The 14,899-nt window shown below is 58.4% G+C and carries 13 protein-coding genes; 5 read left to right on the plus strand and 8 right to left on the minus strand.

The window, feature by feature from the left end; genetic code table 11:
* The first annotated feature begins 150 nt into the window (after positions 1–150).
* The 4 genes from ACIOWE_RS15295 (at position 151) to ACIOWE_RS15310 (ending at position 3,939) form a co-directional block, all read left to right on the plus strand.
* Positions 151–1,647, plus strand: a complete 1,497-nt coding sequence (locus ACIOWE_RS15295) for a helix-turn-helix transcriptional regulator (RefSeq protein ID WP_401392799.1) — start codon at positions 151–153, stop codon at positions 1,645–1,647.
* A gap of 136 nt (positions 1,648–1,783) precedes the next feature.
* Positions 1,784–2,038: a DUF1652 domain-containing protein gene (locus ACIOWE_RS15300; protein WP_401392802.1), complete on the plus strand. Its 255-nt coding sequence runs from the start codon at positions 1,784–1,786 to the stop codon at positions 2,036–2,038.
* A gap of 1,041 nt (positions 2,039–3,079) precedes the next feature.
* Positions 3,080–3,301: a hypothetical protein gene (locus ACIOWE_RS15305; protein WP_201233802.1), complete on the plus strand. Its 222-nt coding sequence runs from the start codon at positions 3,080–3,082 to the stop codon at positions 3,299–3,301.
* 41 nt (positions 3,302–3,342) lie between these two features.
* Positions 3,343–3,939, plus strand: a complete 597-nt coding sequence (locus ACIOWE_RS15310) for a trimeric intracellular cation channel family protein (protein WP_249412120.1) — start codon at positions 3,343–3,345, stop codon at positions 3,937–3,939.
* Between the two features lie 3 nt (positions 3,940–3,942).
* On the opposite strand, the gene ACIOWE_RS15315 is transcribed toward ACIOWE_RS15310, so the two are convergent.
* The 3 genes from ACIOWE_RS15315 to ACIOWE_RS15325 form a co-directional block, all read right to left on the minus strand.
* The gene (locus ACIOWE_RS15315; RefSeq protein ID WP_401392807.1) at positions 3,943–5,049 is read right to left on the minus strand and encodes a Gfo/Idh/MocA family protein; all 1,107 of its coding nucleotides are present in this window, start codon (positions 5,047–5,049) and stop codon (positions 3,943–3,945) included.
* Positions 5,050–5,273: 224 nt separating this feature from the next.
* On the minus strand, positions 5,274–6,041 hold the full coding sequence (locus ACIOWE_RS15320; protein ID WP_145595523.1) for an SDR family oxidoreductase: 768 nt from the start codon (positions 6,039–6,041) through the stop codon (positions 5,274–5,276).
* A gap of 22 nt (positions 6,042–6,063) precedes the next feature.
* Complete coding sequence (locus tag ACIOWE_RS15325) at positions 6,064–7,131, minus strand: phosphotransferase family protein (RefSeq protein ID WP_401392810.1); 1,068 nt, start codon at positions 7,129–7,131, stop codon at positions 6,064–6,066.
* A gap of 190 nt (positions 7,132–7,321) precedes the next feature.
* Between ACIOWE_RS15325 and ACIOWE_RS15330 the strand changes: the two genes are divergently transcribed.
* Positions 7,322–7,717 carry a DUF4280 domain-containing protein gene (locus ACIOWE_RS15330; protein ID WP_166220822.1) on the plus strand — a complete coding sequence of 132 codons (396 nt, stop codon included), beginning with the start codon at positions 7,322–7,324 and terminating at the stop codon, positions 7,715–7,717.
* Positions 7,718–7,851: 134 nt separating this feature from the next.
* Here the strand turns inward: ACIOWE_RS15330 and ACIOWE_RS15335 are convergent, their stop codons facing one another.
* The 5 genes from ACIOWE_RS15335 to tssH all read right to left on the minus strand — a co-directional run bounded on the left by ACIOWE_RS15335 (position 7,852) and on the right by tssH (position 14,898).
* Positions 7,852–8,394, minus strand: coding sequence for a toxin-antitoxin system YwqK family antitoxin (locus tag ACIOWE_RS15335; protein ID WP_201233800.1), 543 nt, complete (start codon positions 8,392–8,394; stop codon positions 7,852–7,854).
* A 12-nt stretch (positions 8,395–8,406) separates the two neighbouring features.
* On the minus strand, positions 8,407–10,416 hold the full coding sequence (gene tssI, locus ACIOWE_RS15340) for a type VI secretion system tip protein TssI/VgrG (RefSeq protein ID WP_401392814.1): 2,010 nt from the start codon (positions 10,414–10,416) through the stop codon (positions 8,407–8,409).
* Positions 10,417–10,452: 36 nt separating this feature from the next.
* Complete coding sequence (locus ACIOWE_RS15345; protein WP_401392816.1) at positions 10,453–11,535, minus strand: nucleic acid/nucleotide deaminase domain-containing protein; 1,083 nt, start codon at positions 11,533–11,535, stop codon at positions 10,453–10,455.
* 140 nt (positions 11,536–11,675) lie between these two features.
* The gene (locus ACIOWE_RS15350) at positions 11,676–12,299 is read right to left on the minus strand and encodes a hypothetical protein (RefSeq protein ID WP_401392819.1); all 624 of its coding nucleotides are present in this window, start codon (positions 12,297–12,299) and stop codon (positions 11,676–11,678) included.
* Between the two features lie 58 nt (positions 12,300–12,357).
* A complete protein-coding gene (gene tssH, locus ACIOWE_RS15355; RefSeq protein WP_401392822.1) occupies positions 12,358–14,898 on the minus strand; it encodes a type VI secretion system ATPase TssH in 2,541 nt (846 codons plus the stop codon).
* Between the last annotated feature and the right edge of the window lies 1 nt (position 14,899).

Here is a 14,899-nt window from a genome sequence, read left to right on the forward strand (position 1 = left end):
TTCATTCAAATAATTCGTTGGCTGATACGACGCCTTCGCGAGCAGGCTCGCTCCCACAGGGGATTGTGGTGTTTCGGAATTAGTGCTTGGCACGATCACGTCGGGCTGCGGTCGTAATCTTCACATGGGCGTATCACTTGTGGAGATCCAATGAGCCAGGAAGTCCTGACCCGCGAAACCAATCGTCGCCAGTTGCAGCAGATCATTGCCGGGCTGTCCGACGGGGTGATTCTGCTTGAGCTGGATCAGAGCATCCTCTGGGCCAACGAAGCCGCGCTGGCCATGCACGGTGTCAGCCGGATCGGTGAGCTGGGCGCCAACGCCGACGAGTATGCCAAGCGTTTCAGCCTGCGCTATCGCAACAACCACCTAGTGCCCGCCGAGAATTATCCGATCAGCCGCGTGGCGCGCTGCGAGGCTTTCAGTGACGTGCTGATCGAGGTGTCCGCCGTCGATGACCCGGAGCGCGTCTGGGTGCACAGCGTGCGCAGCATGGTCCTGACCGACCGCGAAGGTCAGCCGGAGTCGCTGGTGCTGATCATGAGCGACGTCACCGACTGGGCCAACGCCGAGCAGCGTTTCGAAAAGACTTTCAACGCCAACCCGGCACCGGCAGTGATCTGCCGTCTCAGCGATTTGCGTTACATCAAGGTCAATCCGGGGTTTCTCGAGATGACAGGCTATACCCGCGACCAGGTCATCGGCACCTCGGCTTATGAAATCGATATCCTCGAACAGGCCGAGCACAAGGACCTGGCCATTCAGCGCCTGAAAGATGTCGCGACCATTCCGCAGATGCAGGCCGAGTTGCGCTTGTCCGATGGCAGCACCAAGCAAGTGATCGTCGCCGGGCAACCGCTGCAGCTCAACGAAGAGCAGTGCATGTTGTTTTCCTTCGTCGACATGGAGTTGCGGCACAAGGCGGAAGTGGCGCTGCGCCAGAGCGAAGAGCGCTTCGCCAAGGCCTTCCGTCTGACGCCGGTGCCGATTCTGATTTGCAGCGCCGACGAACAGCAGGTGATCGATGTCAATCAGGCGTTCCTCGATACCCTGGCGTATGCCAGCGATGACGTGGTCGGCAAAACCGTGACGCAACTTGATTTCATCGACGACGAGGGAGACCGCACCCGGCTGCTGGCATCATTGGCGGCGAACGGCCGGATTGACCGGGTCGATGTGCGGGTGCGCAAGAAAGATGCGGATCTGCTGGAGTGCGCGGTGTCCGCCGACACGGTCAACATTCAGGATATGTCCTGCTATCTGCTGGTGCTGATGGACATCACCGAGCGCAAGCGTACCGAGCTTGAGCTGGTGGCAGCGATCGAAGAGGTGATGAAGGACGCGTCATGGTTCAGTCGCACGCTGATCGAAAAACTGGCCAATGTGAAGAAGGTCAATTCGCCGCAACTGCCGAGTGTCTCGTTCACTGACTTGACGGCGCGTGAGCGTGATGTGCTGGGTCTGATCTGCGAAGGGCTGGCGGACAAGGAGATTGCGGCGCGTCTCAAACTGGCGCCGAACACCGTACGTAATCATGTGGCGACGGTGTATTCCAAACTGGATGTGCACAGCCGCAGCGAGGCGATTGTCTGGGCGCGGGAGCGTGGGTTGTTTTCGGGTGAGTGGCGGACCAAGGGGCAGCGTTAGGGTGCAAATGCACTAGTTCAGCCGGTGCAAATTCGGGTGTTGGCAGGCGGGGGCTGTTCTTAGTCTGGTGGGGTGCGATACGAGCCTGTTTTGGCTTGGGATCGTGTCCCTTCGAGCAGTTAAAGGAACGGCCTCAATGATGAATCTTGCGCAGTTGCGTGCCCGGCTTGAACAGAGCTTTTCGCCGCTGGCGTGTGAGTGTTCGGTTGATGGGGATCATTCGCTGACGGTGAAGCTTTATCACCCGGTGTCGGGGCAGGTGGATCTGGTGATCAGTGGGTTGAAGCTGGATGCGTTGCGGACGCCGGAGTCGGTGGATGCGTTGATTGATGAGTTGCGGTATGAGCTTGAGAGCAATTCTTTGCGCTCGTCTATTGGTCCGGTTTTGTAGGAGCGGCGGAGTGTTGCTTTGGGTCTTTGGGTGTATATCCGTTTTTTTGGTGATGGCTGCTGGTGGTTTCGCCCTGACGGTCGACTCCCTTTGGCAGACGCCCCAAAGGAAGCAAAGGTCTTCACCCTGACGTACGGCCCCTCGCTGTGGCTCGGGGTCCCTTCGCTACGGTGTTCATCCGGGGGCATCGCCTCCGGTTTGCTGCGCTGCACCTCCTCTCGATGTGTTCGACTTCGTCGAACGGCGCTTCGCGCCTCCCCCCGGATAAACCCCTCCACTCAGCCTCCCGACGGGCTCTGAGATCAAGAGCTGCACTCGAGCTAACGCTCATTGTGTTGAGTGGTGGAGGTCAAGAGCTGCACTTGAGCTAACGCTCATTGTGTTGAGTGGTGAAGGTCAAGAGCTGCACTTGAGCTAACGCTCATTGTGTTGAGTGGTGAAAGTCAAAAGCGGTTGGCTTTGGTTGTTGCTCTATGTGGGAGCCAGCCTGCTGGCGAAGGCGTTCTTTCGGCCGGCCCGTTTCTGTGAGATGTCATCAATCATGTGGGAGCTGGCTTGCCAGCGATGGCGTCCTGACAGCCAACCATTCTCTTCCTGCTTCACCCGATCCAACTGTAGGAGTGAGCCTGCTCGCGATGGCGCCCTGCAATCCAACCAACCTCTAACTGAATGCACTCAATCCATTGTGGGAGCTGGCCTGCCAGCGATGACGGCCTGCCAGCCAACCAGTCTGTGGCGGGACGCACACAAATTAAAATGTGGGAGCCAGCCTGCTGGCGAAGGCGTTCTTTCGGTCGGCCCATAGCTGTGAGATGTCATCAATCATGTGGGAGCTGGCTTGCCAGCGATGGCGGTCAGTCTGGCGAAGCGGATCATGAGTCTTTTTCCCTTCAAATCCGGCGCAAAATCGACAGCTCTGGCGCTTCGGTGTGGCCGGTTTACTGGCGCTTGCGGGGCTGTCGGCTATAAAGAATGAGTGGTCAGGTCTTCCGTGGTCGGTTGGGTTGCGGGAGTAAGTCTTCATTTATCGCGGGTCGTCCTATGAACAATCTTGGGAAACGCGTGTGTTCACCGTTGTCGTTGGCTTTTGCTGTGGCGCTGTTGGCCGGTTGTGCCAGTCCGCCGCCACCGCCACCCGTCACTCCACCGCCACCGCCGGAACGTACTTGCCAGGTCCTCGAAAACACTGAGGTCGCCGGCGATATGTACGTCGACGGCCAAGTGACTCGACACATCACCACTACCCGTTGCGTCACTCAATAACGCCGGCGGGGCGCAAGTCTCGGGTTGAGCGGATTGTGCTGGTGGCCGATCTGCTCGGCACGGCGGTGTTTGCCGTGGAAGGGGCCATTGCGGCGATGCGCAGTCAGCTCGACTTGCTCGGGGTGATGGTGATTGCGTTCATCGTCGCCCTCGGCGGCGGGGTGACCCGTGATCTGCTGATCGGCGCTACGCCACCGAATGCCGTGGCTGATTGGCGCTATCCGGCGCTGGCGTTTTTCATGGGCGGATTGGCGTTTGTTTTCCATGAACAGGTGCTGGGCTGGTCCGGTTCGACCCTGATTGTGCTGGATGCCGCCGGGCTGGCGCTGTTTGCCGTGGCCGGGGCACAGAAGGCGTTGAATTTCGGCATCACGCCATTTGTCGCCATGCTGATGGGGACGATTACCGGCGTCGGCGGCGGGGTGCTTCGCGACATTGTGCTGGCGCGGATACCGGTCGTGTTGCAGGCGGATTTGTATGCCAGTTCGGCTTTTACCGGTGCGGCGGTGTTGATCATCGCACGGCGTTGCGGTGTGCCGCCGGTCGCAGCGGCGCTGCTGGCAGGCGCAGCGTGTTTGCTGCTGCGCCTGCTGTCAGTGCATTTCGGCTGGCAGTTGCCGAAGGTCATTGATGCCTGAGTGTCAGACTTCTTCGAGGCGGACCCAACGCTGCTCGCGCGCGGCGAGGCGAATTGCCGTGGCCAGACGCTCGACGGCCCAGGCCTGTTCGAAGTCGGTGCCACCCTGGTGGGTACCGGCCAACGCCATCAGCACGTCATGCACCTCTAGCGTCTTCAGTTCGTTGTAGCCCAATTGATGGCCCGGAGCAGGGCTGAACGCGGCGTAGCCCGGCAGGTTGGGGCCGGCGAGCAGGCGCTGGAAACCGTCCTGTCCGGCGCGGAACAGACGCAACTCGTTCAAGCGTTCCTGATCGAAGGTCAGCGTTCCGCGTGTGCCGCTGATTTCAAAGTTCAGGTGATTCTTGTAGCCGTGCTTGAGCCAACTGCTGCTGAACGTGCCTCGGGCGCCGTTGGCGAAACGCAGCAGGGCGTGGACTTGATCGTCGACGTTGATCGGTTTTTTCGAGGTGCCGTCCGGGCGTTGGCTGTGAACGGTCTGGGTGTCGGCGCAAACCGCTGTGACTTCGCCCACCAGATAGCGCGCCATCGATAGCAAGTGACTGCCGAGGTCCGCCAAGGCACCGCCGGCATGTGCCGGGTCGCAGCGCCATGACCACGGCGAGTCGGGATCGGCCATGAAGTCTTCACTGAACTCACCCTGAAAGCTGATGATCTCGCCAAGTTCGCCGTCGCGAATCAAATCATGCGCCAGCGTGATCATCGGGTTGTGCTGGTAGTTGTAGCCGACCCGCGTGACCACTCCGGCGTCTCTGGCGGCCTGACGCATCGCGCTGGCTTGTTCAAGGTTCACCGCCAGGGGTTTTTCGCAGTACACCGCTTTGCCGGCAGCCAGGGCGGCCATGGCCATTGGGTAGTGCAGGTGGTTGGGAGTGGTGATGGCGACCAGATTGACCTTGGGGTCATCGATCAATTGTTGCCAGTCGCTGTGATGCGCGGCAAAGCCCCATGCTTCGGCACAGTGGCGGGCACGCTGTGGATCGGCGTCGGCGAGGGCGGCGAGGGAGAGTTTGAACGGCAGTTCGAACACTGCACTGACATTGCGAAACGCCAAGGCATGGGCACGGCCCATGAAACCTGTGCCGATGAGACCGATACCGAGTTCGCGCATAGCCGTATTCCTTGGTTTTTTATTTTCAGGAAGGCTATTTATGGAATAAAAATTCCCTATTTGCAAATTTCAGAATAAATATTCATTTTATTTAGGAGCTGCCGAAGGCTGCGATCTTTTGATCCTGCTCTTCAAAAACAACATCAAAAGATCGCAGCCTTCGGCAGCTCCTACATGGGTGAGTTGCGATCAGGCCACGGATTGGTTCCGATCACTACATGGGGTCAGGACAGGAAACCACCGTCTACGTTGAGCGAAACGCCAGTGGTATAGCTCGACGCATCACTCGCCAGATACAGCACCGCGCCGGCCATTTCGCTCGGATCCGCCACGCGCTTGAGCGGGATCTGAGTCAGTGCCTGCTTGAGAATTGCATCGTTTTTCACCAGCGCAGAAGCGAACTTGGTGTCGGTCAGGCCCGGCAGCAGGGCGTTGCAGCGGATGCCGAACTGCGCGCATTCCTTGGCGAAGACTTTGGTCATGTTGATCACCGCCGCTTTGGTCACCGAGTAGATGCCCTGGAAAATCCCCGGCGAAATACCGTTGATCGAGGCGACGTTGATGATGCTGCCGCCACCGTTTTCGCGCATCAGCTTGCCGGCTTCCACGGACATGAAGAAGTAGCCGCGAATGTTCACATCGACGGTCTTCTGGAAGGCGCTCAGGTCGGTGTCGAGCACGTTGCAGAACTGCGGGTTGGTCGCGGCGTTGTTGACCAGAATGTCGAGGCGGCCGAACTGTTCCTTGATCCCGGCGAACACCTGGCTGATCTGTTCCATTTCACCGATGTGGCAGGCCACGGCGGTGGCTTTGCCGCCGGCGGCGATGATTGCGTCGGCGACGTGCTGGCAGCCTTCGAGTTTGCGGCTCGAAACAATTACATGGGCGCCTTGCTGGGCCAGCAGTTTGGCGATGGCTTCACCGATGCCACGGCTGGCACCGGAGACGAAAGCGATCTTGCCGTCGAGGTCGAACAACTGAGTCTTGGACATAAGGGTTCCTTGGTGTGGGCCGTCAGAGGCTCGATTTCGCAATGACCTGCAAGCTCATCTGCTCCAGCAGTTTGTTCATGTGAATGAACTGCGCGAAGCGTTTGTCCTGGGTCTGGCCGTGGTAGAAGCGGTAGTAGATCTGCTGCACGATGCCGGCCAGGCGGAACAGGCCGTAGGTGTAGTAGAAGTCGAAATTGTCGATCTGGATGCCGGAGCGCTCGGCGTAGTAATCGACGAACTCGCGGCGGGTCAGCATGCCCGGCGCGTGGCTCGGCTGGCGGCGCATCAGTTGTACCGGCGCCGGGTCATCGGCCTCGATCCAGTAGGCGAGGGTGTTGCCCAGGTCCATCAGCGGATCACCGAGGGTGGTCAGTTCCCAGTCGAGCACGCCGATGATCTGCATCGGGTTGTGTGGGTCGAGGATGACGTTGTCAAAGCGGTAGTCGTTGTGGACGATGCTTGAGGTCGGGTGGTCGGCCGGCATCTTGTCGTTGAGCCACGCCTTGACCGCTTCCCAGTGCGGTGCGTCCGGGGTCAGGGCTTTTTCGTAGCGCTCGCTCCAGCCTTTGATCTGGCGGGCGACGTAGCCTTCCGGTTTGCCCAGATCGCCGAGGCCGCACGCCTTGTAATCAACGCGGTGCAGTTCGACGAAACGGTCGATGAAACTCTTGCACAGGGCTTCGGTTTTCGCGGAGTCGAGGCCCAGTTCCGGCGGCAGTTCGGAACGCAGGATGATGCCGTTGACCCGTTCCATCACGTAGAACTCGGCGCCGATCACCGACTCGTCGGTGCAGTGCACGTAGGCTTTCGGGCAATACGGGAAGCCGTCGCGCAATTGATTGAGAATGCGGAATTCGCGACCCATGTCGTGGGCGGATTTGGCTTTGTGGCCGAACGGCGGACGGCGCAGGACGAATTCCTGCTCCGGGTATTCCAGCAGGTAGGTCAGGTTCGACGCACCGCCGGGAAACTGGCTGATCGCAGGTAAGCCGCTAAGGCCCGGAATGTGCGCCTTTAGGTACGGATCGATCAGGCTGGCATCGAGTTCTTCGCCAGAGCGGATACGGGTGGACTGGTCAGTAAGCGCCATGCTTATCCCTTCTGCTTATTTTGGAGGCCAGACATCATTGGCTAATCTAATGGCGCGCTCGGGCAGCCACAAGCGCGGGTCGGTCTTATAGGTTAGCGTGTTGCACGATAATCACCTTTGGGAATGTGCGCGGCGGGCCGTGGGCGACTAAGGTTTAGCGGGTATGCCGTGTCCACGAAGGGGTCGTGAAATGGGCTGTCCGCAAGTCTGTGCCACCGCCACATTGCAATGCAGCTTCGGCGCCGCCCCGGCGATGCTCAATGTGCTGCCGGTCAACCGCACGCTGACCGGCGGGATGCCGGCGGCGAACATCATGGATCACATTCCGCTGGTCAACATCCTGCCGTTTGGCGTGTGCATGAGCATGGCTAACCCGATGGTCGCCGCTGCCACTGCGGCAGCGCTGGGCGTGTTGACGCCGATGCCGTGCATTCCGGCGACGGCGACGCCGTGGATTCCCGGTGGCGCGCCGACGCTGCTGCTCGGCGGGATGCCGGCGATCGACGCCAACAGTACGTTGATGTGCAACTGGGCGGGGGTGATCAAGATCGCGATGCCGGGGCAGATGCAGATGCTCATTCCCTGAGGCTTGTGTTGCCGAGTCTGGCCTCTTCGCGAGCAGGCTCGCTCCCACATTCGAGCGCATTCCAGCTGAAGAAACACAATCAACTGTGGGAGCGAGCCTGCTCGCGAAGAGGCCGGTGCTGCCAATAGAAAACTTCAGGCCTGCTGAGGATCCGCCCACCTGCGATACCACCAGCGCACCCGCGAAATCGGCTTGCCATCCGCGCCCAGCGGCCGCCCATCCTCGGCAAACCCTTGCTCGGGCTCCAGCAACTGCCCATTCACATACCGGGCGTCGACCGCCGTTTTCCCGTTCGGATGAAAGCGCTGATAGCGCCCCTCACGCACACCATCGCGATAAAACTCCGCCTCCGCCACTTGCCCATCCGGAAAGTAATTGAACGCCTCGCCATGCAACAACCCGCGCCGGTACGTGGCCTTGCGCTGCAACCAACCCTCGGCCGAATAAAAACTCGCCACGCCTTGCACTTTGTCGCGCACGAAGGGCATCTGCGCCGAGACTTTGCCGTTGGGGTGATAGAGCAGCGACATGCCCTGCAGCTCACCGTGGCTGTAATTCAGATCCGCCTGTTTGCGCCCGTCATCCTTGATCTGCAAGGCGCCGTCGAGCTGACCGTCCTGCAACCGTCCCTTCAACTGCTTGTCATCCTGCTGTAGATCCAGCGGTGTGATCGCCATGCCTGCTCCTTGTCAGTTGACCTGCACCAGACCACCCTTGATGGTCAGCATGCCGCCGCCATCGACGGTCTGCGAGGCCGCGCCCTTGTTGGTCAGGCTGATGCCGGCGTCGTTGGTCAGCGTGGTGCCGGCCTTGTTGTCCAGTGAAGTGCCGGCCTGATTTGTCAAGGCAGTGCCAGCCTTGTGCGTGATCGAAGTGCTCGCCGAGGTCGCCAGATCGGCGCCGCTCTTGATCGTGAAACTGCCGCCGCTTTGCAGGGTGAGGGTGCCGCTGACTTTAATTGTCAGGTTGCCGTCCACCGTCAGGCTGTAATCGCCGGTGACCTTGTCGGTGTAGTTGCCGCCGGTGCTGTGGTTCTGATCGGCGCCAACCTTGACCGTGCGGCTGTCCTTCACATCGAGGCTGTCGCTGCCGGTCTGGATCGTCACGCTGCGTTTGCCTTTTTCCAGGGTCACGGTCTCGTCGCCGTCCTTGACCGTGCGGGTGCGGGCGTTTTGTACGGTGAGAGTTTCGTCATGGCCGACGGTGGCGGTGGTGTCGTTGAACACGTTGATTTTCAGATCTTTCTGCGCCTGCAAGAACACCTCTTCAGCGTCTTTCTTGTCCTCGAAGCGCAGTTCGTTGAACCCGCCGCCGCCCTTGGACGACTGGGTCTTGATCCCCGACTGCGTCTGATTAGCCGGCAAGGCATAGGGCAGGGCGTTATCACCGTTATAGACGCAACCGGTCACCAGCGGCCGGTCCGGATCACCGTCGATAAAGGTCACGATGACTTCCTGGCCAATGCGCGGAATGAACTGCATGCCGAAGCCCTTGCCGCTCCACGGCAATACCACGCGCACCCAGCAGGAACTGCTTTCATCGTTTTTGCCGTCGCGATCCCAGGGGAATTGCAACTTGATCCGCCCGTATTCGTCAGTCCAGATTTCCTCGCCGGACTTGCCCACCACAATCGCGGTTTGCGGGTGCATGCGCGGTTTCGGTGTGCTGCGTTGCGGGCGAAACGGTGTGGCTTTGGGGATTGCCTCGAAGCGGTTGCGATAGCTCTCATGGCTGGCGTCGTGGGTCACCCGCGTCACCACCCAATCGATATTCAGGCTCGCATCGTCATGGCCGGCGAGGGTGAACCAGTGTCCGGGAATCAACCAACGACAGTCGCTCTCGCCGACAAAGCGTTTTTCCTCACTGCGCAAACCGTCGACGCGTTGCTTGGTCAACGTATCGCCGCGTGCCTTGGCGTTGTAACCGCCGGGATGCTCATAGATCGAACGCGGCCCGGCCACCGCTTCGGCCTGACCATACAGCGAGGTGGTCGGCGTGGTGAATTCATAATCCGTCGCCCGATAAACCCCGGCGACTGCCTGCAGGCAGACTTGGCCGGAGCGGATGCCGTGCAGCTCACGCTCGCCCAATCCTTGCCCTAGATAACTGACTTTCGGCCCGTTGGGGATCGGCACGAAAGCATCGTTGCTGTCGCCGAGCACTAGCGTGTGCTTGCCATCGTCGTGGGTGAAAAACCAGAAGATGCCTTCCTCTTCCAACAGCCGAGAGACGAAGGCGAAATCGCTCTCGCCATACTGCACGCAGTATTCCCGCGGGGTGTAGCTGCCAGTCAGCGAGAGTTTGAAATCGGTGAAACCGTGGGCCTTGAAGATCGTCGTGACGATGTCCGAGGTGGCGAGGTTCTGGAACACACGGTTGTTGCTGGCCAGTGTCAGCCACCAGAGCCAGGGTCTTAACACCAACTGATAACGCTCGGCGGTGGCGTCGGCAGGGAGTTGGCGGATCTCGGCGACCAAGGCATCGAACGGGCGCAATTGCGCGTCGTTGTGCAGGGTGGTGGTGACGTGGGTGGCGATTGCGGTTGTCAGGGTAAGGGAGGTGCCGTCGTTGAGGCCGTTGAGGATTTGCGACCCGAGCGAGTTGAGCGTTTCTTCGCCGCGTAGTAATTCAGGGTAAAGCGCCGACAACGAGGGGGCGATCAGGGATAGCGTGGTGTTGCTGTCGGTCGTGCGGGGCATGGATCAATCCTTGATTGTATTTTGACTTTGTTTTTTCTAGTAATCTTCCGGTTCTGAGTCAGACAAGTCCGCCGTCATGTGTTTTCGAGTGATTACCTGAGCTGATGAGTACGCGCTATGGATAATATTTTCTATTAAAGCTTCTTTGTTGATGAGCTGCCCGAGCAACAGAGGGGCATTCCAGCCGGCGTCCATGACACCATGGCGTCCGCGGGTCGATGGTAGAAATAACTTTCCATCACAGTTTCTATAAAGATACAAAAAGGCTGCGCATTTTGAGCAGCACAGTAACGATACGCCTATATAGATCGGCATTATTTTTAAGTCTGACTCAGCGGCTGCATCCTTTCGTGTTTTCCGCTCCAAGTGCTCGAGCACCCGAAGTTCAGCATGTACATTTTTATCGTTTGTGTTTATTACCTCGAATCTACCGTCGAGCAACGCAGTCATGGCCCTATTGTCGGGGCGATTCAGTTTTGCGAGATCTCTTGCTTTCATGAAATTTTTCAGCGTTAACGTGTACTCTCCAACCAAGCGAGCTTTATGGGAGGCTTTTGCCGCACCCTTGTCTTCGATATGTATTTTTGCATGCTCGGTTTTAAAGAAAGCAAGAATGAGTGTTTTAAGTACGTCGTTGGTTGAATCTGATTCTCCCTCGCAGCGATTTGTGCTGAAAATTATTGTTGGCGGGTCTTCCCAATAACTCGGGCTCCAACAAGCGGCTACGCAAACCTGCGTGTTCAAAGGACCGGCGACCAGTAGTCGGCATATTCTGTCAAGATCACGATCATCTTTGTCCAGAATATTTTCCATTTGATATTCTCCGAGTTTGGCTTCAGGCATATCGGAGAATAACTGTTGAGAAAGATTGGTCCTTCTTGCCACCAATTCTTCATTTGCGTTTTTTTTGGAAGCGTTATAACGCGTGGCTCTTTCCTTTTGGCTGGTTTTTGCGGTGGGTAGTGCGGGGGATGGGCAGTTGTTTTCTTGATAGTTGTAGGGCACATTGAGGAAGTTGGTTGCATTGTTGCCTAAAGCCATCGTCGCCAATTCAAGTTCATTAATGGAGGCTTCGCTACAGGCTTTTTTGACTCTGGCTTCGAAACACTTGTCGCACATGGCAATTCCCTTTGTGAAATGTTATCAGAACAAATTCGCTTTTTGACATTTGTGTTGGCGTGACTTTGGATAAATCCCTTGGTGCACAAGTTTTTTTTCGTCTTCAACTGTGCGAAAAATAAATCTTTCCCCTATGAGTTTCAGAATATGTTGGGATTCGCATTTCGTGCACCATTACAAGGAGGGCACAGCGGTCTGACATTAGTGATGTCATTACGCAGGACCTCGATTAAATCAAACTCCTTTGCCGTCGCTGTTATCCCCGTTGTAATGGGGAAACTCACAGTTATTTTTCGGCTGATAGGGTTGTAGGTGTAATTTGCTTCGACGATTCTGCAATCGACCTGGTGAGGCGCTACAAGTATTTTGCCCTCATCAAAGACCTTCCAATTTGTACGCAAACCATCCCGCCCTAAGGGGCCACGACTATTTTTGTAATTCATCTGGCACGTGTTACCCACGAAAACGGGCAGCATTGAACCAAGGGTATAAAGGAAACTGCCGTTAAGTGAGGCTTGCGGGATTCTGTGATCTATTTGGGCGCAGTCCAGCGGCAGGGCTCTGGCTCCGCACTGACCTTCACACTTGAACGCATCCCAGTTGAACGCGGATTCAAACTGACGCTGACCCACAAAAGTCGCGACTGGCACCCCCAGTTTCGTCATGAGGCCGCAGACGGCTTGCCAGTTGTTTCTCACCATCGTTTGGGTGTTGTCCCAATCCACACCTCCCATTGGTCCAATAAAGAAAATTGCAGGAATCATGATTGGCCTCCTTGCTTTCTCTGCCCCGTTTGGGCATTTGATCGAGGGTTTTTGGATGTCATTCCAACACCCACTCCGCCAACTTCCCCGTCACCTGCGTCATCAAGACGTTTTCAACATCCCGCGCACCTGCCGCACTGCATTTGGCGAGCACTGCTTTAACGATTCCTGAATCAAACTCGAACTGTTTGCCGGTCGCGGCCTTGTAACGGCCACGCAATTTCTCCAGCTTGGCCAATACAATCCCTTCCAGCGTCGCTTCATCCAGGGGTCGATACGCGACCACGGTCATGCGCGCCAGAAATGCAGGGCGGAAGGCTTGCAGGAGGACTTTGTGCAGGGCTTCGTTGAAGGCTTCCGAGCCAAGTTGCGCCACGGGCGTATCCAGTAAAAGCTCCGCGCCGACGTTGCTGGTGGCGAGCATCACGGTGTTCTTGAAATCCACCACCAGCCCGGTGCCGTCTTCCATCAAGCCTTTGTCGAAGACGTTGTAGAACGCCTCCAGCACATCCGGATGCGCCTTCTCGATTTCATCCAGCAACACCACCGAATAAGGCTTGCGTCGTACCGCTTCGGTGAGCACGCCACCGCTGCCGTAGCCGACATAACCGGGCGGCGCACCTTTGAGTTGGCTGACGGTATGGGCTTCCTGATATTCCGAGAGGTTGATGCTGATCAGGTTGCGTTCGCCGCCATACAAGGCGTCGGCCAGCGCATACGCGGTTTCGGTTTTGCCGACGCCAGTGGGGCCGACCAACAGGAACACGCCCACCGGTTTCTGTGGATCAGTGAGCCCGGCGCGGTAAGCCTGCAAGCGTTGGGCAATGGTCGCGAGCGCCGTGGTTTGACCCATGACGCGTAAACCCATGCGCTGGCCGAGAGTACGCACGGCGTGGGCTTCGTCGGCGAGCATCTTGCCGACAGGGATGCCGGTCCAGCCTGCGATGACAGCGGCGACGGTTTTACTGTCGACCTGTTCCGGGACCAGCGGATCGTCCTGGCGAATCGCATCCAGCCCGGCCTCAAGGCGCAGCAGTTCTGCAGCCAAATGATCGATGCGGCTGTCAGTGGCTTCATCCGGTTTGTCGCTGTCGGCACTTTCGCTCAATGCGAGCAATTCGCGGCGTGTTTCGAGTAGCTCGCGCACGGCCACGCGCTCCTCGCCCCAGCGGATTTCCAGTTCGCGGATAGCCTGCACATTGGTTTTCGATTCATCTTCCAGCAGCGTGATGCGTTCCCTGTGATCCAGGCCGGTAGCTTGCTCACGGCGCAGGCGTTCGACTTCATCCTTGAGGCTGTTTTGCCGGTGGCGCAGGCTTTCCAGCGGTGGCGGCACGTCGTGCTGACCGAGGGCGACCCGAGCGCAGGCGGTGTCGAGGACGCTGATGGCTTTGTCCGGCAACTGGCGGCCGGAGATGTAACGGTGCGAGAGTTTCACCGCTTCATGGATCGCCGCGTCGAGCACTTGCACGCCGTGGTGTTGTTCCAGTTTCGCGGCGACGCCACGGAGCATTTCCACCGCGGTGATTTCGTCCGGCTCCTCAACCTGCACCAGTTGAAAGCGGCGGGCGAGGGCCGGGTCTTTCTCGAAATATTTTTTGTACTCCATCCACGTCGTGGCGGCGAGGGTGCGCAATTCGCCTCGGGCCAGCGCCGGTTTCAAAAGATTCGCCGCATCGCTGCCGCCCTCGGCACCACCAGCGCCGATCAGCGTGTGGGCCTCGTCGATGAACAAGATGATTGGTTTGTCGGCGCTGCGCACCGCGTCGATCACGCCTTTCAAACGCTGTTCGAATTCACCTTTGACCCCGGCGCCGGCCTGCAGCAAGCCGAGGTCGAGCACGCGCAAGCTGACTTCCTGCAACGACGGCGGCACGTCTCCGGCGGCGATGCGCAGGGCCAGACCTTCGACCACGGCGGTTTTGCCGACGCCGGGTGCACCGACCAGAATCGGATTGTTCTGGCGACGGCGAAGAAGAATATCGATGCACTGACGAATCTCGCCATCGCGGCCAACGATCGGGTCGATGCGCCCGGCGTGGGCGTCGGCGGTCAGGTCCTGGGTGTATTGGTCGAGTACCGAATCCTGTCTCGGCGCCGAACCTTTAGACGGAGTGGTTCGCGCACCAACGTGTTCGCGAGAGTTTTCCGTCCACTCCAGCAGATTGGCGCGCAGGGCTTCCTTGGGAATTCGCAGCAATGACGACGCGCTGTTGAGCAGCAGACTGCGGCGCTCGTCGCGATCAATCAACGCCAACAAAAGCAGCCCCGAACGAATGCTGTCGAGCCCCAACACACTGGCCTGCACCACCGCATCTTCGAGCAAACCCAAGGTGTGTGAAGACAATGCCGGTGTGCGCGTGCTGCCGCCCTTGAACAGATCCAGCGCCTTGTTGATCTCCGCCGTCAGCGCATCGCGTTCCAGACCAAATCGCGGCAGCAGGAAAGCAAAATCCCCGCCCTCGATGTCGAGCAGTTCCAGCAGCAAATGTTCGATCTCGACAAAGTGATGCCCGCGTTGCAAACAGCGTTGCGCGGCGCGTTCGAGGGCGCGGCGGTTGTCCGGGTTGAGGCGTCCGATCAGGCTGGCCAGTTCCATT

Origin of the sequence: Pseudomonas sp. NPDC087598, assembly GCF_044743525.1 — a bacterium.
In the GTDB taxonomy this organism is placed as follows: Bacteria; Pseudomonadota; Gammaproteobacteria; order Pseudomonadales; family Pseudomonadaceae; genus Aquipseudomonas.

Excerpts from the sequence above, each read along its gene's own strand:
- ACIOWE_RS15320 (WP_145595523.1), bottom strand. The coding sequence starts at position 6,041 with ATGTCCAAGACTCAGTTGTTCGACCTCGACGGCAAGATCGCTTTCGTC.
- ACIOWE_RS15330 (WP_166220822.1), top strand. The coding sequence starts at position 7,322 with ATGGGCTGTCCGCAAGTCTGTGCCACCGCCACATTGCAATGCAGCTTC.
- tssI (WP_401392814.1), bottom strand. The coding sequence starts at position 10,416 with ATGCCCCGCACGACCGACAGCAACACCACGCTATCCCTGATCGCCCCC.
- ACIOWE_RS15345 (WP_401392816.1), bottom strand. The coding sequence starts at position 11,535 with ATGTGCGACAAGTGTTTCGAAGCCAGAGTCAAAAAAGCCTGTAGCGAA.
- ACIOWE_RS15315 (WP_401392807.1), bottom strand. The coding sequence starts at position 5,049 with ATGCGCGAACTCGGTATCGGTCTCATCGGCACAGGTTTCATGGGCCGT.
- ACIOWE_RS15325 (WP_401392810.1), bottom strand. The coding sequence starts at position 7,131 with ATGGCGCTTACTGACCAGTCCACCCGTATCCGCTCTGGCGAAGAACTC.
- ACIOWE_RS15335 (WP_201233800.1), bottom strand. The coding sequence starts at position 8,394 with ATGGCGATCACACCGCTGGATCTACAGCAGGATGACAAGCAGTTGAAG.
- ACIOWE_RS15350 (WP_401392819.1), bottom strand. The coding sequence starts at position 12,299 with ATGATTCCTGCAATTTTCTTTATTGGACCAATGGGAGGTGTGGATTGG.
- ACIOWE_RS15295 (WP_401392799.1), top strand. The coding sequence starts at position 151 with ATGAGCCAGGAAGTCCTGACCCGCGAAACCAATCGTCGCCAGTTGCAG.
- ACIOWE_RS15300 (WP_401392802.1), top strand. The coding sequence starts at position 1,784 with ATGATGAATCTTGCGCAGTTGCGTGCCCGGCTTGAACAGAGCTTTTCG.
- tssH (WP_401392822.1), bottom strand. The coding sequence starts at position 14,898 with ATGGAACTGGCCAGCCTGATCGGACGCCTCAACCCGGACAACCGCCGC.
- ACIOWE_RS15305 (WP_201233802.1), top strand. The coding sequence starts at position 3,080 with ATGAACAATCTTGGGAAACGCGTGTGTTCACCGTTGTCGTTGGCTTTT.